The organism is Methylobacterium aquaticum (genome assembly GCF_016804325.1).
Lineage (GTDB): Bacteria > Pseudomonadota > Alphaproteobacteria > Rhizobiales > Beijerinckiaceae > Methylobacterium > Methylobacterium aquaticum_C.
Map to the genome: position 1 here is coordinate 2,238,240 of NZ_CP043627.1, position 25,272 is coordinate 2,263,511.

The following is a 25,272-nucleotide window of genomic DNA, read 5'->3' on the forward strand; positions in this document are numbered from 1 at the left end:
CCTGATGCCGTGCTGTCCTCTCGGGGATGGGGGCGGCCCCGGATCTTCACCGGAAGATAGGGTCCGGTTGTGACATGGGCGACGGCGTGGGCGCAAACAAAGTGGCGGCCCGCGATATTCCGAATGCCCGGCCTGTCGCAGGGGAAGAGGCGAGGCGGTCGAGGAGGCGCTCGCAGAAGTCCCAGGTCGCGTCGTCCTGCACCAGGTGGTGGGTGAGGAGCCCGACCGCGCCGCCCTCCGCCACCGCCCGGACGGCGCGGGCGATCACCGCAGCCGGATCGGCGAGCGTGGCCCCGGCGCGCCAGGCGATCGGGTCGATCGCGGCGTGAGCTTGCGCGAGGCCCGGCACCGTGGGCACGGGATGGGCCGCCGAGAGGCCGCGATAGCCGAGAGCCGGCAGGGCCTCGGGCAGGGCGGCGGCGATGCGGTTCCAGGGCGGCACCAGCACCGGCAGCAGGCGGGGGCCGAGGCGGGCCGTCGCGAGCGCCAGGGCTTCCGCGGCCTCGGCCTTCAGCGCTGCCGGCGGGCGATGCGGGCCGAACTCGGCCTTCCTGGCGTCGAGCGGGGCGTGGTTGGCGTGGGCGAGGCCGTGGACCAGGAGATCGACCCCTGCCTCGTCGGCGACGCGCGCCGCCAGCGACGGCTCGACCCGGGCCGGCACCGCCGCGAGCGCCACCGGCCAGCCGGTCCGGGCCGCCAGCGCGAGCAGGCGGTCGAGAGCGGGGGTATGGGACACCGCGTCGTCGTCGCGCCACCAGAGGGAGGTGATGCGGCCTTCGTCCGCGGCGCGGGCGAGGGCGTCGGTAAGGGGGGTGATGTCGAAAGATGTGTGGAGGTAGAGCGCCTTCCCCTCCCCCTTGTGGGGAGGGGTCAGGGGTGGGGGTGGTTCCACGCGGAGCGAGGCGGTGCCTTCTGCACCACCCCCACCCCTAGAGCACTTCACGATCGCGTTGCAATCGCGAAGCTCTCTAGGTCGTTGATTTTGCCGCATTTTCTGCGACGAACCGGTATCCACTTCGTCGGAAAATGCTCTAGCCCCTCCCCGCAAGGGGGAGGGGAAGTGCTTCGTCTTTCCAGCCAGCATCCCCTCCACGATCGCCACGCTCCGCCGCGCCCCGTCGCGGGCGATGGCGCGGTCCGTGGCAGGCGGCGCCGCCGCCAGGGCCGCCTCCGCCAGGCTGTCCGCCGTCAGTTCGCATTCCGGCAGCACCCGGGCGAGGCCGTGGGCCGCCAGGGTCTCGGCGCGCAGGCGCTGCTCGGTCTCGTGGCCGGCCTCGAACGGCACCAGCAGGGCCGGGCAGCCGCTGTGCAGGAGGTCCAGCACCGTGTTGTAGCCGGCCTGGCTGACCGAGAGGGCGGCCCGCGTCAGGAGAGCACGGAAATCCGGCCGGGCCCGCTCCACGGCGGCGTTCGCGGGCGCGGCCGCCGCGAGCGTCGCGAAGGCCGGCTCGGGCACCGCGCGGCCGACGAGGATGCGCCAGGACAGGGCCGGGGTGAGACGCGCGGCCGCGACCGCGGTCTCCTGGAGCGGCAGCCCGGCGGCGCTGGAGCCGCCCGAGACCACGATGCCGGAGCGGGGACCGCCCGGAGCCGGCGCCGTCTCCGCCTCGTCGACGTAGCCGGTATAGCGCAGCCGCGCGGCCAGGGCGGCCTCGACCGGCCAGGAGGCGTCCAGCGGCAGGAAGGCCGGATCGCCGTGGACCAGCACGGCATCGTAAGCGTCGAGGCGGGCATGGGTGGCGGCGATCCGCTCCGGGCGGCTCGGGGTCGCCAGTACGTCGCGGATCGAGGCGAGGAGGAGAGGGCGCGACGCAGCCCCTCGCACCGCCGCGACCAGGGCCTCGAATTCCGGCGCCAGGACCCGGCGGCCGAACGGGTAGAGCTCGGTGATCACCGCGTCCGGCGCGGCCTCCGCGAAGGCGGCGAGCAGGGTCTGGCGGCGGGACGCCAGGCGCTCCGGGGTCGCCGGCGCGCCGTCCGGGTCGAGAAGCGCCGTGAAGGCGGTGCCGGTGATTCTCACGGGCGGCAGCTGGACCAGGCGGATTCCGTCGAGGCGCGGCAGCGCCACCGGCATGCCGCCGGAGACCAGCGTCACGGCGTGGCCGGCGCCCGCGAAGGCCCGCGCGAGGGACGCCGCCCGGGTGAGATGGCCGGCCCCGAGGAGATGGGTGACGGCGATCAGGATCCGGCTCATGCGGGCTCCCGCAGCAGGGGCCCGAGCGCCGCGTGCAGGCGGGCGGCGGCGGTCGTCAGGCCGCGCTCCTCGCGGGCGAAGGCGAGGGCGGCTCGGCCCATCGCCGCGAGCGTGTCGGGCGCCCCGGCGAGGTCGCGGATCGCGGCGGCGAGCGCCGGGGCGTCGCCCGGCGGCGTCACCCGGCCGGTCGCGCCGTCCCGCACCACGTCCGGCACCCCGCCATAGCCGCCGGCCACCACCGGGCAGCCATGGGCCTGGGCCTCCAGCAGCGCCATGCCGTAGGCCTCGTTCACGGCCGGCCAGACCAAGAGGTCGGCGGCGGCGTAGAGAGTCGAGAGGGCGGCGGGCTCCACGGCCCCGTGGCGGCGCACCCGGTCGCCGAAGGGCGCCAGCAGGGAGGCGACCTCAGCCGCCGCCGGGCCGTCGCCGGCCACGTCGAGGGTCCAGGGATGGTCGCCGATCTGCGCCAGCGCCTCCACCAGCAGGCGGTAGGAGGCGAGCTTGTCGCCGTCGCGCATCATCGCGACCGTGAGGAGGCGCAGGGGTTCGGGCGAGTTCCCGGCGGGCAGGGCGATGCGGGCGGAGGACGAGGCGCGGGTTCCCCCCTCTCCCGAGTGGGAGACGGGTCGGGGGTGAGGGTGGCTCGGCTTCAGGATTGAACTCCGAGCGCCGAGCAACGCAGCGGAACGGACTGAGTTTAATTCTGAAGCCGATCCACCCTCGCGCGATCTTCGATCGCCCCTACCCTTCTCCCACTCGGGAGAGGGGATCCCACGCTGAATTTTCGAAGGCGTGTCTCTCGAACTCGAATCCCCTTGTGTGCCGCCGGACAGCACCCAATCATCCGGATCGAGAAACGGCGGAAGTTCGGACAGAACTTGCCGGCTCGGCCGCGCCGCCTCCAGCGCCGCCCGGTCGCGGTAGTTCATGACGAGGATCAGGTCGGCGGCGTCGAGGGCCGCCTCGGCGCCGGCATGGCCGAGGGCGTGCGGGCCGGTGGCGCGCCGGGGCGCCCGCGAGCCCTCCGCCACCACGTAGGGAATGCCGAGTGCCCGCGACACCGCCGGGCCGATCCAGTCCGGCGCCTTGTAGTAGACGTGATAGGTGAACCACAGAGCGGGCGGGTCGGCCCGGTAGGCCGCGACCAGGCGCTCGGCCTCCGCCAGGGATTCCATCTTCAAGCCCGGATGCCGGGATCCGTCGGGATCGCGGGTGCGCAAGCGGCTGGCGAGTTCCGGCGCGAATCCGGCCGCTGCCAGCGCCCGCAGGAGCAGCCGCGCCATCGTGCGCTCGCCGGACGGCACCGGGTGATCGGGGGCCTTCAGCGGCGCGTAGAAGGCGACCCGGCTCATCGCCCGGCGGCATCCGTCAACAGCCGCGCCACCGTCTCGAACCCGGCCTCGGCGCCGAATTCCGTCCGCAGGCGGGCGAGCGCCGCCGCGGCGAGGCGCGCCCGCTCGGCGGGATCGCGGGCGAGCAGGTTGATGGCGTTCGAGAGCGCCCCCCAGTCGCCCGGCGGCACCAGCCGTCCCTCGATGCCGTCGCGCAGGAATTCCGGGATGCCGGCGAAGTCGGTGGCGACCACCGCGAGCCCCTGCGAGGCCGCCTCCATGATGACGTTGGGCAGCCCGTCGCGGTCGCCGGAGGGGGCGCGCTTGGCCGGCAGCACGAACAGGTCGGCCTCGCGCAGGAGCGCCACCACCTCGGGCTGCGGCTTGGAGCCCAAAAAGATCACCTTCTGCGACAGGCCGAGCGCCGCCGCCTTCTCGCGTAAAGCCGCCAGCGCCTCGCCGCTGCCAATATGGGCGAGGCGCCAATGCAGGTCGGGAGGCAGGGCGGCCAGCGCGTCGAGAAGGTCGTCGAACCCCTTCTTCGCCACCGCCCGGCCGACGGTGACGAGGCGCAGGGGATCGGCCGGGTCCGACCCGTCCCTGCCCGGGCGGCTCTCCGGCGGCGCGGGAAACCGCGACAGGTCGAGGCCGTGATAGACGAGGGACACCCGGCCCGGATCGGCCGCGACCTCGCGCAGGCGCGCCGCGCCCGCCGCCGTGCAGGTGACCGCGAAGGCGAGCCGCGCATCGTCGAGCTTCTCTGCCAGCTCCCAGTCCGGCGTGGTCCAGATGTCCTTGGCGTGGGCCGACGCGCTCCAGCTCCGCCCGCTCAAGAGCGCGGCGTAGCGCGCGACGGAGGCCGGGGTGTGCAGGTAATGGACGTGGATGTGGCCGATCTCCGCCGGCAGCTCGCGGGCGAGCACCAGGGCCTGGCCGAGGCGCCGGCCGCGATTGGGCGTGCAATCGCGGGCGAGGTCGCGCCGGACGACCTTCAGGAGCGGCCACAGGCCCGGCCGGCGCAGGGCCGCGAGCGCCCCGCGCAAGACCCGCCACGGCGCCTGGTGGAGGTATTCGGGCAGGTAGGCGATCGACGCGCGGATCTGCCGGTGCATCGGATGCACGGCGCCGTCATGCGGCTGGCGCAGCGACCAGATCGCGAGGTCGAGCCCCCGTGCCTCGAGGCCGAGGAGTTCCTGCGCGATGAAGGTCTCGGACAGGCGCGGATAGCCCTTGACCAGGACGGCGATGCGGAGCGGGGGCATGAACGGACGTCGCTTACTCGGCGGCCAGGCAAGGGGCGTCGGCGGCAGCGGCGAGGCGGCGGATCGCCGGCAGGCCGTCGAGGAGGCCGGGGATCGGCCGGGCCGACGGGGTCGGCCGGTGGGGCAGGGCGTCGAGGGCCGCGGCCATGCGGGTGGTGTCCTCGTCCTCGCCGGGCTCGATCACGCCGACGAGGCCGAGCCGGGCGGCGGCCCGCGCCCGGATCAGCTGCTCGCGCCGGGGCCGCACCCGCGGCAGGATCAGGGCCGGGCGGTCGAAGGACAGGATCTCGCAGAAGGTGTTGTAGCCGCCCATCGCCACCACGCCGGCGGCGCGGCGCATCAGCCGCTCCAGCCGCGCGTCGAAATCGAGGGAGGCGAGCCGCGGATGGGCGGCGATGCGGGCGCCCAAGGCGGCCTGGGCGGCGGCCGGGAAGAACGGACCGAACACGACCAGCGCCCGGTGGGCGATGGGATGCGCCTCGTAGGCCCGCACCACCGCCTCGACCAGCTCGACCCCGTCGCCGCCGCCGCCCGGCGTCACGAGGAGGAACGGCTCCTCCGCCGCCTCGTCGGGCAGGTCCGCCTCGGGCGCCTCGCGGCGGAGATAGCCGGTATAGGTCAGCCGCTCCGCGACGCCTCCCGGCAGCGCCAGCCCGTCGAGGGGGGCGTAGATCTCCCGCAGGCCGTAGACCCAGAGCGAATCGTAGAGCGGCAGCACCGAGAGCGCGCCCTTGCGCTCCCATTCGGGCGCCAGAAGCTCGGGATCGTCGAGGACGTCGCGCAGGCCCAGCACCAGCCGGCAGCCCCGCGCCTTGAGGCGGTGGAGCGCCGGCAGCACCTCACCGTGGAAGCCCGCCGGCTCCTTGTCGACGAGGAAGAGATCGGGATCGAAGCGCTCGGCGACGTGGCGGATCAGGGCGGCGCGGGCCGCCACCACCTCGCCGAGGCCATGTCCCGGGCCGAGGCTCTGGTATTCGCCGCTGGCGAGCTTGGTCACTCCCGGCAGGCGCCGGCAGCTCACCCCGGGAGCGAAGCGGAAGGCGTGGCTCACCGGCGAGCCCGACAGGATCACCACCCGCCGCTCCGGCGCCCCGGCCACGAGCGCATGGGCGATCGCCCGCGCGCGGCGCAGATGGCCGAGCCCGAACGTGTCGTGCGAGTAGATCAGAACCCGCTGCGGGGCACCGCCGGGTAAAGGGGAAACGAAGCTCATCCGGCGGGGACTTCGGCCCGGGGCGTCAGGGAGGCCCGTGCGGACACGGCGGGCCGGGTGCGGCTCAACGGTATCGGCATCGGGTTTTCGGACCTCCCGGGCGCGGGAGGCCAGACTAGCGCATCCGCCCCCGGCGCGGCTACCCGGGTGGCGCAGTTATGGCCAGGCTTGTGGCGGCGCAGCCTCGTCGGGCGGTTGGCGGCGCACTTGCAAGGGCGGGCGCCGCCCGTCCGGCTTCCCGGCCGGCCCATTCGACCGCCGCACACCGAGAGTCCCCGATGCCCGAATGCCTCGTCTTCCGCGTGCCGACCCGCCACCCCGCCGACGTGTCGGGGCTCGAGGCCCTGATCGACACCGGCACCGTGGCGCCCGACGAGATCGTGGCGGTGTTCGGCAAGACCGAGGGCAATGGTTGCGTCAACGATTTCACCCGGCCGCTCGCCGTGATGGCGCTGGAAGCGGCGCTCGCCGCCCGCCTCGGCGTGTCGCCGGCGACGATCGGCGCCCGGGTCGCGCTCGTGATGTCCGGTGGCACCGAGGGCGGGCTCTCGCCCCACCTCCTGATCGTCGCCCGGCGCGAGGGGCCGAGCGTGGAGGGCGAGACGCCGGAGGGCAAGGCGCTCGCGGTCGGCACCGCCTTCACGGACGACTTCTTGCCCGAACAGATCGGCCGCATGGCGCAGGTCCGCGCCACCGCCGCCGCCGTGCGCCGCGCCATGGCGAACGCGGGCCTCACCGAGGTGGAGGACGTGCATTTCGTGCAGGTGAAATGCCCGCTCCTCACCAGCGCCCGCATCCAGGAGGCGGCGTCCCGGGGCGAGTCCGTGGCCACCCACGACACCTACGCCTCGATGGGCCTGTCCCGCGGCGCTTCGGCGCTCGGGATCGGGCTGGCGCTCGGCGAGATCCCGGAATCGGCCCTCGACGATTCCGTGATCGGCACCCGCACCGATCTCTATTCCGGCCGCGCCAGCGCCTCGGCGGGAATCGAATTGATGCGCAACGAGGTCATCGTGCTCGGCAACGCGCCGGGCTGGAGCGGCCGCTTGCGCATCGCCCACCGGGTCATGCGCGACGGGATCGATTTTCCGGCGATCCAGGGTGCGCTCGCCGATCTCGGGCTGCCGACGGGCGGCCAGCTCCCGCCCGAGGCCGCCGAGCGCGTGGTCGCCCTCCTCGCGAAGGCCGAGCCGACCGGCAACGGCCTGATCCGCGGGCAGCGCCACATCATGAACGACGACAGCGACATCAACGCCACTCGCCATGCGCGGGCGCTGGTCGGAGGCGTCGCGGCCGCGGCGATCGGGCGGACGGATTTGTTCGTGTCGGGTGGGGCGGAGCACCAGGGGCCGGATGGGGGCGGGCCGGTGGCGGTGATCGGGCGGGTCGGGGCGTAACGCACCGGATCGGTCGGCTTGGGAGCCTGTGGCCTGCCGACTGCTTCTTGCAGTCGCCCCCACCCACGGCCTCATCCTGAGGTGCGACTGAAAGGAGCCTCGAAGGAGGGCTCCAGAAACCTCGGCGATCTCTGGAGCCCTCCTTCGAGGTCAGCCGATTTCTAATCGGCTAACACCTCAGGATGAGGTCGCAGGTGGGACGGAGTAATTGATTTTGAAACTGCCTGGTGAACGACCTCACACGGCACAAATCACCCCGGCGGGATCACATCGATCTGGATCCCACTGTAATACGCCGCGAGATTCGCGATATCGGCATCCGACAGATCCTGCGCCGCCACCGACATCACCTCGTTCTTGCGCGTCCCGTTGCGGAACTCGGTCAGCGCCTTGACGAGATACGGCTCGACCTGGCCGGCGAGGTTCGGCGCGTCGGGCAATTTCGAGAGGCCGTCGAGGCCGTGGCAGGCCTGGCAGCCCACCGCCTTGGCCCGGCCGGCCTTGGCGTCCCCGGCGGCGGCCGGCACGGTCGCGCCGAGAAGGATCAGGAGGGCGAGGGTGCGGGTCATGAGCATCTCCTGGAGGGGAGCGGGGCGGCAGCGCCGCCCCAACTCCGAAAAAACCTACTTCTCGTAGGAGATGCGGTAGATCGCGCCGGCCGTGTCGTCGGAGACCAGCAGCGAACCGTCGGGCAGGGTGGCGACGTCGACCGGGCGGCCGAGATACTCGCCGCCCTCGGTCAGCCAGCCCTCGGCGAAGGGCTCGGGCTTGCCGGCGCTGCCGTCCTTGTTGACAGGCACGAACATCACCCGGGCACCGATCGGCGTGGTGCGGTTCCAGGAGCCGTGCTCGGCGGTGAAGATGCCGCCGCGGTACTTCTCGGGGAACGACTTGCCCTTGTAGACGATCATGCCGAGATCGGCGGCGTGGGGCGGCAGTTCCGCCTTCGGCGGCACGACGTCGGCCGGGATCTTGTCGTCCTTGTACTCGACCGTGCGGACGCCGCCGCCGCCATACCACGGGAAGCCGAAATTCTGGCCGGGCTTGGTGATCTGGTTCAATTCACCCGGCGGCTGGTCGTCGCCCATGCCGTCGACCTGGTTGTCGGTGAACCACAGCGTCTTGTCGTTGGCGAAGTCCATGCCGACCGAGTTGCGGATGCCGGTGGCGTAGACCTCGCGGTTCTTGCCGTCGGCATCCATGCGGATGATGCCGCCGATGCCGGTCTTGGCGTAGAGGTCGGCCTTGTCCTTCGGCGGCACGTTGTAGGGCTGGCCCAGCGAGACGTAGAGCTTGCCGTCCGGCCCGATGCGGCACATCCGGGCGGTGTGGTTGTAGCTCTCCTCCGCCGGCGGGATCAGCTCGCCCTGCTTGACCACCACGACCGCCGGGCCGTCGGTGCCCTCGTAGAAGAACTCGGCGGCCGGGAAGGCCAGCACGCGGTTCTGCTCCACCACCGTCAGCACGCCGTCCCGGGAGAAGCAGACGCCGTTCGGAATCTTGAAGTCGACGCCCGGCGCGTAGACCTTGACCTCGTCGGCGACCCGGTCCTTGTCGCGGTCGGTGACGGTGTACATCTTGGACTTGCGGGTGCCGACGAAGACCACGCCGGCATTCGGGCCGACCGCCATGGCGCGGGCATCCGGCACCACGGCGTAGAGCTCGATCTTGAAGCCGTCCGGCACCTTGATCTTCTGCAGGGTACGGTTGATCGCGTCGGCGCGCCGGCCGGTCTGCGGGATCGGCGCCGGCTCGGCGACGCCGGTCTGCTTGAAGCTGCCGAGCTTCTCCAGGTTGTCGACCTTCGACTTGGTGTCGCCGGCGGTCGTGTCCTGCGCGAGCGCTGCTCCTGCGAAAGACACGCCGGCGGCGAGCGCCGCCATCAGGAAGGGCTTCATCGAGATTTCCTCCGGTGCCGGCCGTTCGGGCGTGGCCGAGCTTGTTGCCCGCCATTTATGGCGCCGGGTCTTGTCGGCGGCAAGCGGAGCAGGCAGCCTATCCCGTCCGCGCCGCCGCGATTCAGTCGCGCAAGGCCGGCGGCAGGGTGCGGTCGAACCCCGTCACGGCCTCGTAGGCCGCGGAGATGGCAAGCAGCCCGGCCTCGTCGTGGTTCGGGGCGATGAGCTGGAGCCCCATCGGCAGCCCGGCCGGGTTGAGGCCGACCGGCAGGCTGATCACCGGGCACCCCGACAGCGTACCCGGCACCACCACCTCCATCCAGCGGTGATAGGTGTCCATTGCGTGCCCGGCGATGCGGCGCGGCCAGGTCTCGCCGGCATCGAACGGAAACACCTGCGCGGCGGGCAGGGCCAGCACGTCGAAGCGCTCGAACAGACCACGCACGCAATGATACCAGGCGGTGCGGGCGACGCTGGCGGCATGCAGGTCGAACGCCGTGAGTTTTTGGCCCTGCTCGACCTCCCAGACCGCCTCCGGCCGCATCTGCGCGCGCTTGCCCGGATCGCGCCAATGCGCCGCGAGACCGGCGCCGGTGAGGCCCTGGCGCAGGGTCACCCAGGCGCGCCAGATCGCCTCCGGATCGAAGGCCGGCAGGACCGGCTCGACCGCGGCGCCGTGATCGGAGAAGGCCTTCAGGCCGGCCTCGCAGAGGTCGAGCACACCGGGCTCGAAGGGCAGATGCCCGCCGAAATCGCCGATCCAGCCGATGCGCAGGCCCTTCAGCTCCCGCGGCCGGACGGAGGCGAAGGCGGCGGGGTCCTGGCGGATCGCGGTCGGGGTGCGCGGATCGTAGCCGGCCTGGACCGAGAGCAAGAGGCCGAGATCGGCGGTGCAGCGCGCCATCGGCCCCATCACGCCGAGCTGCGGCAGGAAGACCTCGTCGGTGTTGCCCGGCACCCGGCCGGCGGCGGGGCGCAGGCCCAGCACGTTGTTCCAGGCGGCCGGGTTGCGCAGCGAGCCGCCATGGTCGCTGCCGTCGGCGAGCGGCACCATGCGCAGCGCCAGCGCCACCCCGGCGCCGCCGCTCGATCCGCCGCCGGCCTTCGCCGGGTCGTAGGCGTTGCGGGTCGTGCCGAAGACCGGGTTGGTGCTGTGCGAGCCGAGGCCGAATTCCGGCACGTTGGTCTTGCCGATCAGGATCGCGCCGGCCTGCCTGAGGCGCGCGACGTGGAGCGCGTCGGTGTCCGGCACCGTGTCGCGAAAGAGCGGCGAGCCCTGCGTGGTGCGGATTCCGGCCGTGGCAGACAGGTCCTTCACCGCGTGCGGCAGCCCGTGCAGCGGCCCGCGCGGACCGTTCGCCGCCAGGTCCCGGTCGGCGGCCTCGGCCTCGGCGAGCAGGATGTCGGGATCGCGCAGGGAGACGATCGCGGTCACTGCCGGGTTGTGGCGGGCGATCTGGTCGAGATGGGCCTGCATCACCTCCCGGGCCGAGACGGCCCGGTCGCGGATCGCCCGCGCGAGGTCGGTGGCACGCATCATGACGAGATCGGACGAAGGCATCGGCGGTTCCTGCGCTGTCGCCCCAGCGGAGCACGGGAGCGAGGGACGGACAAGCGCCGCGCGTGGGCAGGCTTCTGCTGCCCGGTGCATGGTTCGCTTTCGGCACAGGTCGACTCATCGCAAGTCGATCTGGAACTGGCGTCGACACCTCTCCTCGTCATTCCGGGGCCGCGCAGCGGATCCCGGAATCCAGAACCGCAGGCGGATATAGATGAAGCGGAGCGCGATTCGACTTCTTCTGATTTCTTGGCGGCTCTGGATTCCGGGCTCCGCTGCGCGGCCCCGGAATGACGAGGAGAGTTCGAGATCTGCCGAGCCTCGCCAGACCCGAAATTCAGCCGAAAACTCTCCATAGAAAAGCCCGGCGCACGAGGCGCCGGGCCGGTTCGATCGGCTCTTAAACCGTTATTGGGTCTGCTCGTTGCCGGTATAGTCGATCCGGCCGTCGGCGCCCTTCTTCCACATGTACATCACGTAGTCCGGACGGGTGATGTCACCCTTCTTGTCGTACGAGATGTCGCCGATCACGGTCTTGAACGGCTTGCCCTCGTGCATGTAGGCCGCGACCTTCTTGCCGTCGGTCGACTTGGTGGCCTCCATGGCGTCCTTCAGGATCTGGACGGCGGCGTAGGAGTAGAGGGTGTAGGCCTCGGGGTCGATGTTCTTGGCCTTGAAGGCCGCGACCACGTCCTTGGCGTTGGGGTTCTTGCGGGCATCCGGCGAGAAGGTCATCAGCGTGCCGTCGGCACCGGGGCCGGCGATCTGGGCGTATTCCTTGTCGGTGATGCCGTCGCCGCTCATCAGCGGGGCGTTGAGGCCCTGGTCGCGCATCTGGCGCACGATCAGGCCGGCTTCGGTGTGCAGGCCGCCGTAATAGACCACGTCGGCCTTGGCCTGCTTCAGCTTCGAGACGAGGGCCGAATAGTCCTTCTCGCCCGGGTTGATGCCCTCGAACAGCACGTCCTTGCCGCCCTTGGCCTTCAGGGCCTTCAGGGTCTCGTCGGCCAGCCCGCGGCCATACGGGGTCTTGTCGTGGACGAAGGCGACGTTCTTGCCCTTGAACTTGTCGGCGAGCCACGCCCCGGCGACCGCGCCCTGCTGGTCGTCGCGGCCGCAGGTGCGGAAGGTGTTCCACAGCTTGCGGTCGGTGTATTTCGGGTTGGTCGAGGCCGGGGTGATCTCGACGATGCCGGATTCGGCATAGACGTCGGAGGCCGGGATCGAGACGCCGGAGTTGAAGTGGCCGACCACGGCCTTCACGCCCTCGGCGGCGAACTTGTTGGCGACCGACACGCCCTGCTTCGGATCGGAGGCGTCGTCGCCGATCACCAGGACGATCTTCTGGCCGTTGATGCCGCCGGCCTTGTTGATGTCGGCGACGGCCTGCTCGGCGCCGTTCTTGAGCTGGGCGCCGAAGGCGGCGTTGGCGCCGGTGATCGGGCCGGCCACGCCGAGCTTGATCTGGGCCTGCGCCGAGCCGGCCCAGGCGACGGTGGCCGCGAGGGCGAAGCCGGCCAGTAGCGTACGCTTCATCTCAATACTCCTCTGGATCGACGGTCACGTCGGGCTCTTGGGCCCTTTCGGCCGGGAGACCGGGGCGTGGGGACCCCGGATCGGGGGCCGGGGCGAGACGCCCCGGATCGCGTGAGGCCCTGCACCCGGCGACGCGTGCAGGGCAGGGGGCGTCAGGCGTCTCCCGCCTTCGCCCGCCAGGAGAACGGAGAGCTGCGCTCGTAGAGCCAGCGATACTGCGTCGTCATCTGCCGGGCGCGGGTGGCGCGATAGCCGGCCGAGCCGATGACGAGCAGCACGATCGTGTCGACGACGTAATAGTACGGCGACAGCAGCGTGCCCTCGAACAACGCGTAGTGGATGAAGCGCACGGCAAAGCCGAGCAGCAGCAGCGAGACCACCGCCTGCCAGTACGGCTTCCAGCCGAGCGCGATGCCGCGCCCGATCATCCAGGCCATCCAGCCGCCCATAACCACGGTGACGAGCAGGAAGAGCCAGATCGTGCTCTCCTCGTGGAGGAACCCCTGCATCAGTGCCGTCCCCCTTCGAGATAGGCGGCCTTCACCGACGGGTCGTCGAGGAGCTGCTTGCCGGTGCCCGACATGGTGATCGTGCCCGTCACCATCACGTAGCCGCGATGCGCCAGCTTGAGGGCGTGGTAGGCGTTCTGCTCGACGAGGAAGACCGTCATGCCGTCGCGCTCGTTGAGCTCCTTGATGGCGGAGAAGATCTGCTTGACGATGAGCGGCGCCAGGCCGAGGGACGGCTCGTCGAGGAGCAGGAGCCGCGGCCGGCTCATGAGCGCCCGGGCGATCGCAAGCATCTGCTGCTCGCCGCCCGACATCGTGCCGCCGCGCTGGTAGAGCCGCTCCTTCAAGCGCGGGAACATGGCGCAGACCCGCTCCAGGTCCTGCTCGAAATGGGCGCCGCCATTGACGGCCGCCCCCATCTGCAGGTTCTCGTAGACGGTCATCCGCGGAAAGATCCGCCGGCCTTCCGGCGATTGCGCCAGGTTGAGCCGGGCGATCTCGTGGGTCGGCATCCGGGTGATGTCGCGGCCCGCGTACGTAATGGTGCCCTCGCGCGCCCGGGGGCTGCCGAAGATCGTCATCATCAGGGTCGACTTGCCGGCGCCGTTGGCGCCGATCAAGGTGACGATCTCGCCCTCGTTGACGTCGAGATCGACGCCCTTGAGCGCGATGATGTTGCCGTAATAGGTCTTCACCCCGCGCACGGTGAGGAGCGGCGCCCGGGTGCCGGCCTCCCGGGCGCGGGTCTCGTCCACCAGGACGTTGATGCCGGCGACGCTCATACCCCCACCTCCGCCTCGACCTGCTCCACCTCGTCGTCCTCGACGCCGAGATAGGCGGCGATGACGCTCTGGTCGCTCTGGATCTCCGCCGGCGTGCCGTCGGCGATCTTGGTGCCGTAATCGAGCACCACGACGTGGTCGGAGATCTCCATCACCACCGACATGTCGTGCTCGATGAGGAGCACGGAGGTGTCGTGGTCGTCGCGGATCGCCCGCAGGAGATCGTTGAGGAGCAGCGATTCCCGCGGGTTGAGGCCGGCGGCCGGCTCGTCGAGGCAGAGCAGGACCGGATCGGTGCACATCGCGCGGGCGATCTCGAGCCGGCGCTGGTCGCCGTAGGGCAGGGCGCCCGCGGGGTCGTCGGCGCGGTCCATCAGCTGGATGCGCTCCAGCCAGTCCTTGGCCCGCTCGACCGCGGCCTTCTCGGCCCGGCGATAGGCCGGCAGGCCGAGGAGCCCCGCGATGGTGAAGCCGGAGGCCAGCATCAAGGGGTTGTGCTGGGCCACCAGCAGGTTCTCCAGCACGGTCATGCCGGTGAACAGGCGGATGTTCTGGAAGGTGCGGGCGACCCGCGCGTTCCGGTTCACCGCGTAGCCCGGCAGCTGCTCCAGCAGGAACTCGGCGCCGTCGCGGTGGCGCAGGGTCATCATGCCTTCCGTCGGCTTGTAGAAGCCGGTGATGCAGTTGAAGACCGTAGTCTTGCCGGCGCCGTTCGGGCCGATCAAGGCCGTGATGTCGCCGCGGCCGACCTTGAACGACAGGTCGTTGACGGCGACGAGGCCGCCGAATCGCATGGTGACGTGGTCGACCGTCAGGACCGGGTCGGCCATGCGGGGGGAGGCGAGAGAGGCCGCCATCAGCCGTGGCCCTCCTTCACGAGGGAGCCCGAGATGCGCTTGCGCTCCTTCAGCACGATCGAGGGTGCGCGTTCCGAGATCAGGCCGCGGGGGCGCCAGATCATCATGATCACCATGGCGAGGCCGAACAGGAGCAGGCGGTACTCGTTCGGATCGAAGCCCTCGCCGAACACCGCCTTGAGGAAGCCGAGGTTGCGCAGCATCTCCGGCCCGCCGACCATCGCCACCGCCGCGATGGCGACGCCGATCTGCGAGCCCATGCCGCCGAGCACCACGATCGCCAGGATGATCGCGCTCTCGAGGAAGTTGAAGCTCTCGGGACTGACGAAGCCCTGGCGCACGGCAAAGAACGAGCCGGCAAAGCCGCCGAACATCGCGCCGAGCGCGAAGGCCGTGAGCTTGGTGTTGGTGGTGTTGATGCCGAGCGACCGGCAGGCGATCTCGTCCTCGCGCAAGGCCTCCCAGGCGCGGCCGATCGGCAGGCGGCGCAGCCGCAGCGTCACGCCGTTGGTGATCAGTGCAAGCGCCAGGATCAGGTAGTAGAGGAAGATCACCCGGTGCATCGGGCTGAAGTCGAGCCCGAACTTCGCCGCGAACCCGTCCTCGTCCGCCGTGAACGGCACGCCGAAGAAGGTGGCGCGGGGGATCGACGAGATGCCGGCGGCGCCGCCCGAGAAGTCGGTCCAGTTGATCAGCACCAGGCGGATGATCTCGCCGAAGGCCAAGGTCACGATGGCGAGGTAGTCGCCGCGCAGGCGCAGGACGGGGAAGCCCAGCACCATGCCCCACAGGCCCGCGAACAGGCCGGCGAGCGGCAGGCAGATCCAGAACGACAGCCCGAACACCGTCGAGAGCAGGGCGTAGGAATAGGCGCCGACGGCGTAGAACGCGACGTAGCCGAGATCGAGGAGGCCGGCGAGCCCGACCACGATGTTGAGGCCCCAGCCCAGCATCACGTAGGTGAGGATCAGGATGCCGAGATCGATCCAGTAGCGGGATTCGCCCAGGCCCCCGGTGCCGAGCACGGCGAGCAGCGGGAAGGCGAGCGTCACGCCGAGAAAGGCCGGCAGGGCGAAGCCCGAGAGCCTCTGCGAGGCGTTCGGCTCGGCATGCACCGCCTCCGTCGCCTGGACCGGCGAGGGGGTCAGGGTCCGGCGGGCGTCGCGGTTGGCGAGGATCAGCCGTTGCGCGAGCCGCCCGACGAAGACCAGGCCGCACAGGATCGTGACGAGGCCCCAGCGCGGCACGAGGTCGAGGGCGGAGGTCTGGCTCAGATCGGTGCGGAAGGCGACGATCGGGACGCACAGGCCGAGGGTGACGAGCGCGAACAGCGCCGCGTCCTTGACGATCGCCGCCCTATCGGTGGCGGCGCGGTCGGCGGCGTTGGGCGCCGCCCCGGAGGTGGCCGGATTCGCCATCAGACCTTCTCGACCTCGGGCCGGCCGAGGATGCCGGAGGGCATGAAGATCAGCACGATCGCAAGGATCGAGAACGCCGCCACGTCCTTGTACTCGATCGAGAAATACGCCGACCAGAAGGTCTCGACGAGGCCGATGAGCAGGCCGCCGAGCACCGCGCCGGGCAGGCTGCCGATGCCGCCGAGCACCGCCGCCGTGAACGCCTTGACGCCGGGGGTGAAGCCGTCGGCGAAGGAGACGACGCCGTAATAGAGGAGGTACATGGTGCCGGCGACCGCGGCCAGCGCGGCGCCGAGCACGAAGGTCAGCGAGATGGTGCGGTCGACGTCGATGCCGAGGAGAGCCGCCATCTTGCGGTCCTGCTCGCAGGCGCGCTGGGCCCGGCCGAGCGAGGTCTTCTGCACCAGGTACCAGAAGCCGGCGAGCAGCACGACGGTCGTCAGCATGATGATGATCTGCTTGTAGGAGAGCGCCACGGCGTAACCGTTATCCCCGGTCCACAGCGTGATCACCTCGCGCATCATCGGCGGGGTCGGCTTGTTGCGGGCGCCCTGCACCACCTGGACGAAGTTCGACAGGAAGATCGAGACGCCGATCGCCGAGATCAGCGGCGCCAGGCGGAACGAGCCGCGCAACGGCCGGTAGGCGACCCGCTCGATCGCCCAGCCCCACAGGGCGGTGAGCACCATCGCGCAGATCAGGACGATCAGCAGCGCCAGCGCGATCGACGAAATGCCGAGCCAGGTCGTGACGATCAGGAATGTGATCAGCGCGATGAAGGCCGAGAGCATGAACACGTCGCCATGGGCGAAGTTGATCATGCCGATGATACCGAACACCATCGTGTAACCGATGGCGATGAGGCCGTAGATCGACCCCAGCGTCAGCCCGTTGATGAGCTGCTGCGCGAAGACCTCCATGCGGTCACGTTCTCCATTGGCGGGCTTGTCGCCCGCGCCTCCCTGGCCGTGCCCGTCACCCGGGTGTCACGACCGTCCCTTGCCGCGAGGCTTAGCAAGCACCGCACCACTCGACAATCCGGGGTTGCCGGGCGGGTGTGCGAAAGCCCCGCTGGCCGTGACGCTACGGCTCCGCTACCCTTTCGGCGAAGCCCGCTTCACCAGAAACCAGGGGGGACGCCGCCATGGCGATGACGATGACCGGCGAGGTGCTGCTGCCGGCCGACCAGCAGACCGTGTGGGAGAAGCTGAACGACCCCGAGGTGCTCAAGCGCTGCATCCCGGGTTGCGAGACCCTCGAGAAGGTTGGGGACAACGAGCTGCAGGCCTCGGCCAAGATCGCGGTCGGGCCCGTGAAGGCGACCTTCAAGGGCAAGGTGACGCTCACCGACATCGACCCGCCGAACGGCTACCGCATCACCGGCGAGGGCCAGGGCGGGGTCGCGGGCTTCGCCAAGGGCGGGGCGGTGGTCCGGCTCGAGCCCGCCGAGGGCGGCCAGACCAAGATGACCTACGACGTCGAGGCCAGCGTCGGCGGCAAGATCGCCCAGCTCGGCGGCCGCCTGATCAACGGCGTGGCGAAGAAATACGCCGACAACTTCTTCGACACGTTCGCCAAGGAGGTTCAGGGCGGCGAGGCCGGCGAGACCTCGGCCGCCTGACGCCGCTTTCGATCGCCCGCGATCAACTTGTTGCGAGGCGAATCGGCAGAGTGATCCAAACCGGGCGAAAACGGCCGGTTTGCGCGCCAAAAAGTCGGAGTGCCGCGCCTTGACCGGCGCTTCCGGCCGGTTGACACTCGAATTCGAGCGATTCCAGAAAGGCAGGCCGGCCCGGCCACCACGAGCGACCGGGTCCGACGGACAGGATCCGCGGGTTTTCGGCCAAGAAGCCTTTGGGCCAGGAGGAGGACGTCACCCATGAGCGCTGTCAGCCTGACGGTGAACGGCAAGGCCGTGACCGCCGACATCGATCCGCGCACCCTGCTGGTGCAGTACCTGCGCGAGACCCTGCGCCTCACCGGCACCCATGTCGGCTGCGACACCAGCCAGTGCGGCGCCTGCGTGGTCCATCTCGACGGCGAGGCGATCAAGGCCTGCACCGTGCTCGCCGTGCAGTGCGACGGCCGCTCGGTCACCACCATCGAGGGCCTGGCGTCGGGCGGCGAGCTGCACCCGATGCAGGCGGCCTTCCGCGAGCATCACGGCCTCCAGTGCGGCTACTGCACCCCCGGCATGATCATGACCGCCGTGGATCTGGTGCGCCGCAAGGGCAACGCGCTGGACGAGCACACCATCCGCGACGAGCTCGAGGGCAACATCTGCCGCTGCACCGGCTACCACAACATCGTCAAGGCGATCGCGGCGGGGGCGGAGAACATGGCGGCCGAGCCGCAGAAGGTCGCGGCGGAGTAGGGCGACGCTGCCGGTGACCCTCCCCCCTCTGCGGGGGAGGGGGCCCCGCGGATGCGGGGCGGGAGAGGGGACGCCGGTTTCGGAAAAGCTTGAGCCGTTTTGAAGGGCGCGAGCTGGGTCAGCGTTGCGCTGCCCCTCTCCCGGCCCGCTTCGCAGGCCACCCTCCCCCGCAGAGGGGGGAGGGTTCACACCCTGCGCTCTACGAAAATCTGTCCGCACCAACCGGACCAACAACGAGACGCCATCAAGAACGAGGCCGGCCCCTCGGCGCCGGCCCACGAGGCCAGATCCGGGAGACTCAACGCCATGACCGCCACGGGTATCGGCGCCTCGGTGCGCCGCAAGGAAGACCAGCGCTTCATCACCGGCAAGGGCCGCTACGTCGACGACTACAACCGTCCGGGCCAGGCCTATGCCTATTTCCTGCGCTCCCCCCACGCCCACGCCACGATCCGCGGCATCGACACCTCGGCCGCCGCAGCGATGCCGGGTGTCGTCGGCATCCTGACCGGCGAGGATCTGGCAGCCGACAAGGTCGGCGGGCTGATCTGCGGCTGGATGATCCATTCCAAGGACGGCACGCCGATGAAGGCTGGGCCCCACCCGGCGCTGGCCCAGGGCAAGGTGCGCTATGTCGGCGACCACGTCGCCGTGGTGATCGCCGAGACCCTGGCCCAGGCCAAGGATGCTGCCGAGGTGATCACCGTCGAGTACGACGTGCTTCCGGCGGTGGTCGAGACCGCGAAGGCCGCGGGCGCCGGCACGGTCGTCCATGACGTCGCCCCCGACAACACCGTCTTCAACTGGCATCTCGGCAACCAATCCGACGTCGAGGCGGCCTTCGCCCGCGCCGCGCACGTCACCAAGCTCGACATCGTCAACAACCGCCTGGTGCCGAACCCGATCGAGCCTCGCGCCGCGGTCGGCGAGTACGACGAGGCCGAGGAAGCCTTCACCCTCTACACCACGAGCCAGAACCCGCATGTCGCGCGCCTCGTGCTCTCGGCCTTCATCGGCATCGCGCCGGAGAACAAGCTGCGGGTGGTGGCGCCGGATGTCGGCGGCGGCTTCGGCTCGAAGATCTTCATCTACGCCGAGGAGACGATCTGCGTCTGGGCGGCGAAGAAGGTCGGCCGGCCGGTGAAGTGGACCAGCGACCGCACCGAGGCGTTCCTTTGCGACGCCCATGGCCGCGACCACGTCACCCATGCCGAACTGGCGATGGACGAGGGTGGCAGGATTCTGGCGCTGAAGGTCCACACCATCGCCAATCTCGGCGCCTATCTCTCGACCTTCTCGTCGTCGGTGCCGACCTACCTCTACGCGCCGCTCCTGTCGGGCCAGTACAACATCCCGGCGATCTACTGCGAGGTGGACGGGGTCTACACCAACACCGCGCCGGTCGATGCCTATCGCGGTGCCGGGCGGCCGGAGGCGACCTTCGTCATCGAGCGGCTGGTCGAGGTCGCGGCGCGCGAGCTGAACCAGGACCCGGCGAAGTTCCGGCGCAAGAACTACATCAAGAGCTTCCCGCACCAGACGCCCGTCATCATGATGTACGATGGCGGCGATTATTCCGCCTCCCTCGACAAGGCGCTGGAGATCGCCGATCACAAGGGCTTCGCCCGCCGCCGGCGCGAGAGCGTCCGCAACGGCAAGCTTCGTGGGCTAGGCTTCTCGTCCTACATCGAGGCCTGCGGCATCGCCCCGTCGCAGGCCGTCGGGTCGCTCGGTGCCGGCGTGGGCCTGTGGGAATCGGCCGAGGTGCGGGTGAACCCGACCGGGTCGATCGAGGTGCTGACCGGCTCGCACAGCCACGGCCAGGGCCACGAGACCACCTTCGCGCAGCTCGTCTCCGACCGGCTCGGCGTGCCGATCGAGAGCGTCACCATCGTCCACGGCGACACCGACAAGGTGCAGTTCGGCATGGGCACCTACGGCTCGCGCTCCGGCGCGGTCGGCATGTCGGCCATCGCCAAGGCGATCGACAAGGTGGTGGCCAAGGGCCGCAAGGTCGCGGCCTACGCGATGGAGGCCGGCGAGGACGACATCGAGTTCAAGGATGGCCGCTTCTCGGTCGCCGGAACCGACAAGTCGCTGGCGTTCGGCGAGGTGGCGCTGCAGGCCTACGTCGCGCACAAGTTCAGCGGCGCGCAGCTCGAGCCGGGGCTGAAGGAGGGGGCGTTCTACGATCCCACCAACTTCACCTTCCCGGCCGGGATGCACATCTGCGAGCTCGAGGTCGATCCCGATACCGGCGTCGTCACCATCGAAAAGTTCACGGCGGTCGACGATTTCGGCAACGTCATCAACCCGATGATCGTCGAGGGCCAGGTCCATGGCGGCATCGCGCAGGGCGTCGGCCAGGCGCTGTTCGAGGGCGCGTTCTACGATGCCGACGGCCAGCTCGTCACCGCGAGCTTCATGGATTACCGGATGCCGCGGGCGGCCGATTTGCCGTCGTTCGAGGTCGGCATGACGGTGACGCCGTGCCCGTCGAACCCGCTCGGCATCAAGGGCTGCGGCGAGGCCGGCGCCATCGCGGCCCCGGCGGCGGTGATGAACGCGCTCACCGACGCGCTGGGCCACGAGAACATCGCGATGCCTGCCACGCCCCTGGCGGTGTGGCGGGCCGCGCAGGCGAGCCCCCACCTGCGCCCGGAAGCCGCGGAATAAGAGACAATCTGGAGAGCCCCATGTACGCTTTCGCCTATCACCAGCCGAACAGCCTCAAGGAGGCCGTGAGCCTGCTCGCCGGAGAGGACGCCAAGCTCGTCGCCGGCGGCCACACCCTGATCCCGACGATGAAGCAGCGGCTGGCCGCCCCCGGCACGCTGATCGACCTCGGCAAGGTGCCGGACCTCGTCGGCATCGAGCGCAGCCCGCGCTCGATCACCATCGGGGCGATGACCACCCACGGCGCCGTGGCCGCGTCGAACGACGTGAAGGAGGCGATTCCGGCTTTGGCCGAACTCGCGGCGCTGATCGGCGACCCGGCGGTGCGCCACCGCGGCACGATCGGCGGCTCGGTCGCCAACAACGATCCGGCGGCCGATTACCCGGCGGCGTGCCTCGCCCTCGGCGCCACGATCAGCACCAACAAGCGCAAGCTGACGGCGGAGGAGTTCTTCACCGGGCTGTTCGAGACGGCCTTGGAAGAGGGCGAGATCGTCACCGGCGTCTCGTTCCCTATTCCCCACAAGGCGGCCTACGAGAAGTTCCGCAACCCGGCCTCGCGCTACGCCCTCGTCGGCGTGTTCGTCGCCAAGCGCCCGAGCGACATCCGGGTGACGGTGACGGGTGCCGGCTCGAACGGGGTCTTCCGCTGGACCGAGGCCGAGGAGGCATTGGCCAAGCGCTTCGCCGCGAAGTCGTTGGAGGGGATGTCGCCGTCGGCGAGCGGCCTCAACAGCGACATCCACGCCGATGCCGATTACCGGGCCCACCTGATCGGCGTCATGGCGCGGCGCGCCGTGCAGAAGGCGGCGGATCGGTAGGGCGCGACGCGCGTGTGAGAACCCTCCCCCCTCTGCGGGGGAGGGTGGCGAGCGGATGCGAGCCGGGAGAGGGGCAGCGCGACGGCACCGGACGTGGCAGCCGTCATCATGGTCGCGACCTCTCCGGAAACGGCGTCCCCTCTCCCGACCCTGCTGACGCAGGGGCCACCCTCCCCCGCAGAGGGGGGAGGGTTTGATTGGCGGCGTTCCGCTCCAAATAGCTATCGTCAAAGCAAGCTGGCGGAAGCCACCCGTCACCCGCGAGAAGCCTCCTCCGCCGAATGACCCTCCCCACCTCCATCGACGCCACCCAGGCGCTGCTCTCCTCGGCCGGCTACGTCGCCGACCGGGCGCTCTCCACCGTGGTGTTCCTCTCGCTCAAGCTGCAGCGGCCGCTCTTCCTCGAAGGCGAGGCCGGGGTCGGCAAGACCGAGATCGCCAAGGTGCTGGCGAAGTCGCTCGGCCGGCCGCTGATCCGGCTGCAATGCTACGAGGGGCTGGATGTCGCGGCCGCCGTCTACGAGTGGAACTATGCCGGCCAGATGATGGCGATCCGCCTCACCGAGGCCGGCGGCGCCGTCGACCGTGAGCGGCTCGAATCCGAACTCTTCTCCGAGCGCTACCTCATCCGCCGGCCGCTGCTCCAGGCGCTGGAGCCGGGTGCGGACGGGGCGCCGGTGCTGCTGATCGACGAGCTCGACCGCACCGACGAGGCCTTCGAGGCCTTCCTGCTCGAGGTCCTGTCCGACTTCCAGGTCACGATTCCCGAACTCGGCACGATTCGCGCGCCCGAGCCGCCGCTGGTGATCCTGACCTCGAACCGCACCCGCGAGATTCATGACGCGTTGAAGCGCCGCTGCCTCTACCACTGGGTCGATTACCCGGATGCGGAGCGCGAGTTGCAGATCCTGCGCACCCGCCTGCCGCACGCGCCCGAGGCCCTGTCGCGCCAGGTCGTCGCCTTCGTGCAGGCGATCCGCAAGGAGGATCTGTTCAAGGCGCCGGGCGTCGCCGAGACCCTGGATTGGGCCACGGCACTCGTCGAGCTCGACGCCGTGGCGCTGGATCCGACGCTGGTCATCGACACGCTCGGCGTGCTGTTGAAGTACCAGGACGACATCCAGGCGATGCAGGGCGGGCGCGCCAAGGCGCTGCTCGACGAGGTGAGATCGTCCGCTGGATGAGCGACGCGCCCGCGGGCTCCGGCCGGCTTGCCGACAACATCGCGTATTTCGCCCGGGCTCTCCGCGCCGCCGGCGTGCCGGTCGGGCCCGGCGACGTGATCGACGCCGTCGAGGCGGTCGAGGCCGCGGCGATCGGCAGCCGCGAGGACTTCTACTGGACCCTCCACGCGGTGCTGGTGCGCCGGCGCGAGCACTCGACCCTGTTCGCCGAGGCCTTCCGGCTGTTCTGGCGCCGGCGCGACCTCATCGAGAAGATGATCGCCCAGATGTCGCCGGTCGCCCCCGACAAGGCGCCGCCCAAACCCCCGAATGCCGGGGCGCTCAGGGTGCAGGACGCCCTGTCGCCGAAATCCGAGCGGCCCAAGCCCAAAGTCACGGAAGAGGATCTCACCACCGTCACCCTGTCTGTGTCGCAGGCCGAGGTGCTGAAGGCCAAGGACTTCGCCCAGATGAGCGCCGAGGAGGTGGCCCAGGCCCGCCGGCTCATCGGCGCGCTCCGGCTGCCCGACGACGCGACCCGGACGCGGCGGTTCGAGGCGCGCCCGCGCGGGCGCATCGATCCCCGCCGCAGCTTCCAGCGCACGGTGCGGGCGGGCGGCGCCATCGACCTCGCCTTCCGGGCGCCGCGGGAGCGGCCGCCGCCGATCGTGGCGCTCTGCGACATCTCCGGCTCGATGGCGGAGTATTCCCGGCTGTTCCTGCACTTCCTGCACGCGCTGTCCGAGCAGAGGCGGGTCCACAGCTTCGTCTTCGCGACGCGGCTCACCAACATCACCCGGGAACTCACCCGCCGCGATCCCGACGAGGCCTTGTCCCGCGCCAGCGCCCGGGCGCAGGACTGGGAGGGCGGCACCCGCATCGCCGAGGCCCTGCACCTGTTCAACCGGCACTGGTCGCGCCGGGTGCTCGGCGGCGGCGCGGTGGTGCTGCTGTTCACCGACGGGCTCGAGCGCGAGGTGACGCCGGAGCTGACCCACGAGATGGACCGCCTGCGGCGCTCGTGCCGGCGGCTGGTCTGGCTCAACCCGCTGCTGCGCTTCGAGGGGTTTTCCGCCAGGGCCAGCGGCATCCGGGCGATGCTGCCCCATGTCGACGACTTCCGGCCGATCCACAGCCTGTCGGCGATGGCCGATCTCTGCCGCGCGCTCGGCGCGCACCAGCCGCGCGGCCGCGAGCCGAAGGCGTGGTTGCGCGAAGCCGGTTGACACCTAACTGTTGGAGCGGGGCTGACGGCCCCGGAGATCTTGTCCGATGCTGTCGACAGACACCGACATCCTCGCCACCGCCGAGGCCTGGCGCGAGGCCGGCCGCGGCGTGGCGCTCGCTACCGTGATCGAGACCTGGGGCTCGGCCCCGCGCCCGGTCGGCTCGCACCTGATCATCGACCAGGAGGGCAACTTCCTCGGCTCGGTCTCAGGCGGCTGCGTCGAGGGCGCGGTCATCGCCGAGGCCGCCGACGTGATCGAGGACGGCAAGTCCCGGGTGCTCGAATTCGGCGTCGCCGACGAGACCGCCTGGCGGGTCGGCCTGTCCTGCGGCGGGCGCATCCGCGTGCTGGTCGAGCCGGTCGCGTGAGGCTCGACATCCTGCGGGAGATGAACCGGGAGCGCGCCGCCCGCCGCGCCGTCATCCTGGTGACCGACACCGCCGACGGCTCCCAGCGCCTCGTGCGCGAGGCCGAGGTGGCGAGCGATCCGCTGGCGTCCGAACTGGCAGCCCGGTTCCGGTCGGGCAAGAGCGGGATCGTCGAGACGGAAGGCCGTTCGCTGTTCCTCACCGTGCAGGTGCCGCCGCCGCGGCTCGTGGTGGTCGGCGCGGTCCATATCAGCCAGGCGCTCGCGCCGATGGCGCAGGCGACCGACCTCGACGTCACCATCATCGACCCGCGTACCGCCTTCGCGACGCCGGAGCGGTTTCCCGACGTGCCGCTCCTCGCGCTCTGGCCCGACGACGCCCTGGCGCAATTGCCGCCGCTCGACCGCTACACCGCGGTCGCGGCCCTGACCCACGACCCGAAGATCGACGATCCGGCGCTGATCGCGGCGCTGAGGGCCGAATGCTTCTACGTCGGGGCGCTGGGCTCGCGGAAGACCCACGGCAAGCGCGTCGAGCGCCTGAGCGCCGCCGGCCTGGCGCCTGAGCAGATCGCCCGCGTCGCCGCGCCGATCGGCCTCGATATCGGCGCGGTCAGCCCGGCCGAGATCGCCGTCTCGGTGCTGGCCCAGGTGATCGCGGCCCTGCGGCAGGATCGCCGCCGGGCCC

21 protein-coding genes and 1 pseudogene are annotated in these 25,272 nt (G+C 70.7%); 9 read left to right on the plus strand and 13 right to left on the minus strand.

Annotated features, from left to right (window positions below):
• Positions 1–46: 46 nt before the first annotated feature.
• From F1D61_RS34040 to F1D61_RS10010, 4 genes are read right to left on the minus strand one after another with little or no spacing between them, the layout of a single operon-like run.
• Positions 47–2,194: a glycosyltransferase gene (locus tag F1D61_RS34040; protein WP_246775808.1), complete on the minus strand. Its 2,148-nt coding sequence runs from the start codon at positions 2,192–2,194 to the stop codon at positions 47–49.
• A complete protein-coding gene (locus F1D61_RS10000) occupies positions 2,191–3,546 on the minus strand; it encodes a glycosyltransferase family 4 protein (RefSeq protein ID WP_246775809.1) in 1,356 nt (451 codons plus the stop codon). The genes F1D61_RS34040 and F1D61_RS10000 overlap by 4 nt, the downstream gene beginning before the upstream one ends.
• Positions 3,543–4,787, minus strand: a complete 1,245-nt coding sequence (locus tag F1D61_RS10005; RefSeq protein WP_203157708.1) for a glycosyltransferase — start codon at positions 4,785–4,787, stop codon at positions 3,543–3,545. Before F1D61_RS10005 ends, F1D61_RS10000 begins: the two co-directional genes overlap by 4 nt.
• Positions 4,788–4,800: 13 nt before the next feature.
• The gene (locus F1D61_RS10010) at positions 4,801–6,000 is read right to left on the minus strand and encodes a glycosyltransferase family protein (protein ID WP_203157709.1); all 1,200 of its coding nucleotides are present in this window, start codon (positions 5,998–6,000) and stop codon (positions 4,801–4,803) included.
• Between the two features lie 278 nt (positions 6,001–6,278).
• On the opposite strand from F1D61_RS10010, the gene F1D61_RS10015 reads away from it, so the two are divergent.
• Entirely contained in the window at positions 6,279–7,397 is a 1,119-nt protein-coding gene (locus F1D61_RS10015) for a ring-opening amidohydrolase (RefSeq protein WP_203157710.1), read from the plus strand.
• 251 nt (positions 7,398–7,648) lie between these two features.
• On the opposite strand, the gene F1D61_RS10020 is transcribed toward F1D61_RS10015, so the two are convergent.
• The 9 genes from F1D61_RS10020 to F1D61_RS10060 form a co-directional block, all read right to left on the minus strand.
• Positions 7,649–7,966: a c-type cytochrome gene (locus tag F1D61_RS10020; RefSeq protein ID WP_203157711.1), complete on the minus strand. Its 318-nt coding sequence runs from the start codon at positions 7,964–7,966 to the stop codon at positions 7,649–7,651.
• Between the two features lie 54 nt (positions 7,967–8,020).
• Positions 8,021–9,295, minus strand: a complete 1,275-nt coding sequence (locus F1D61_RS10025; RefSeq protein ID WP_203157712.1) for a PQQ-dependent sugar dehydrogenase — start codon at positions 9,293–9,295, stop codon at positions 8,021–8,023.
• A gap of 121 nt (positions 9,296–9,416) precedes the next feature.
• The gene (locus tag F1D61_RS10030) at positions 9,417–10,856 is read right to left on the minus strand and encodes an amidase (RefSeq protein ID WP_203157713.1); all 1,440 of its coding nucleotides are present in this window, start codon (positions 10,854–10,856) and stop codon (positions 9,417–9,419) included.
• A 405-nt stretch (positions 10,857–11,261) separates the two neighbouring features.
• Entirely contained in the window at positions 11,262–12,389 is a 1,128-nt protein-coding gene (locus F1D61_RS10035) for a branched-chain amino acid ABC transporter substrate-binding protein (protein ID WP_203157714.1), read from the minus strand.
• Positions 12,390–12,541: 152 nt separating this feature from the next.
• Entirely contained in the window at positions 12,542–12,898 is a 357-nt protein-coding gene (locus F1D61_RS10040; protein WP_203157715.1) for a DUF6867 family protein, read from the minus strand.
• On the minus strand, positions 12,898–13,680 hold the full coding sequence (locus F1D61_RS10045) for an ABC transporter ATP-binding protein (RefSeq protein WP_203157716.1): 783 nt from the start codon (positions 13,678–13,680) through the stop codon (positions 12,898–12,900). Before F1D61_RS10045 ends, F1D61_RS10040 begins: the two co-directional genes overlap by 1 nt.
• Positions 13,677–14,537, minus strand: coding sequence for an ABC transporter ATP-binding protein (locus F1D61_RS10050; protein WP_281437040.1), 861 nt, complete (start codon positions 14,535–14,537; stop codon positions 13,677–13,679). Before F1D61_RS10050 ends, F1D61_RS10045 begins: the two co-directional genes overlap by 4 nt.
• On the minus strand, positions 14,537–15,955 hold the full coding sequence (livM, locus tag F1D61_RS10055) for a high-affinity branched-chain amino acid ABC transporter permease LivM (RefSeq protein ID WP_203157717.1): 1,419 nt from the start codon (positions 15,953–15,955) through the stop codon (positions 14,537–14,539). The genes F1D61_RS10050 and livM overlap by 1 nt, the downstream gene beginning before the upstream one ends.
• Positions 15,955–16,875 carry a branched-chain amino acid ABC transporter permease gene (locus tag F1D61_RS10060; RefSeq protein ID WP_203157718.1) on the minus strand — a complete coding sequence of 307 codons (921 nt, stop codon included), beginning with the start codon at positions 16,873–16,875 and terminating at the stop codon, positions 15,955–15,957. The genes livM and F1D61_RS10060 overlap by 1 nt, the downstream gene beginning before the upstream one ends.
• Before the next feature lie 224 nt (positions 16,876–17,099).
• Here F1D61_RS10060 and F1D61_RS10065 point away from each other — a divergent pair, with 224 nt between their 5' ends.
• The 8 genes and pseudogenes from F1D61_RS10065 to F1D61_RS10100 form a co-directional block, all read left to right on the plus strand.
• Complete coding sequence (locus F1D61_RS10065) at positions 17,100–17,576, plus strand: CoxG family protein (protein WP_203157719.1); 477 nt, start codon at positions 17,100–17,102, stop codon at positions 17,574–17,576.
• A gap of 258 nt (positions 17,577–17,834) precedes the next feature.
• A complete protein-coding gene (locus tag F1D61_RS10070) occupies positions 17,835–18,329 on the plus strand; it encodes a (2Fe-2S)-binding protein (RefSeq protein ID WP_203157720.1) in 495 nt (164 codons plus the stop codon).
• Between the two features lie 306 nt (positions 18,330–18,635).
• The gene (locus tag F1D61_RS10075; RefSeq protein ID WP_203157721.1) at positions 18,636–21,005 is read left to right on the plus strand and encodes a xanthine dehydrogenase family protein molybdopterin-binding subunit; all 2,370 of its coding nucleotides are present in this window, start codon (positions 18,636–18,638) and stop codon (positions 21,003–21,005) included.
• A gap of 20 nt (positions 21,006–21,025) precedes the next feature.
• Positions 21,026–21,826, plus strand: coding sequence for an FAD binding domain-containing protein (locus tag F1D61_RS10080; RefSeq protein WP_203157722.1), 801 nt, complete (start codon positions 21,026–21,028; stop codon positions 21,824–21,826).
• Between the two features lie 281 nt (positions 21,827–22,107).
• A complete protein-coding gene (locus F1D61_RS10085; protein ID WP_203157723.1) occupies positions 22,108–23,010 on the plus strand; it encodes an AAA family ATPase in 903 nt (300 codons plus the stop codon).
• Complete coding sequence (locus F1D61_RS10090; RefSeq protein WP_203157724.1) at positions 23,007–24,215, plus strand: vWA domain-containing protein; 1,209 nt, start codon at positions 23,007–23,009, stop codon at positions 24,213–24,215. The genes F1D61_RS10085 and F1D61_RS10090 overlap by 4 nt, the downstream gene beginning before the upstream one ends.
• A 46-nt stretch (positions 24,216–24,261) precedes the next feature.
• A complete protein-coding gene (locus tag F1D61_RS10095) occupies positions 24,262–24,585 on the plus strand; it encodes an XdhC family protein (protein ID WP_203157725.1) in 324 nt (107 codons plus the stop codon).
• A pseudogene (locus F1D61_RS10100) lies at positions 24,582–25,256 on the plus strand (XdhC family protein); the annotation flags it as partial. The gene F1D61_RS10095 and the pseudogene F1D61_RS10100, both read left to right, overlap by 4 nt.
• Between the last annotated feature and the right edge of the window lie 16 nt (positions 25,257–25,272).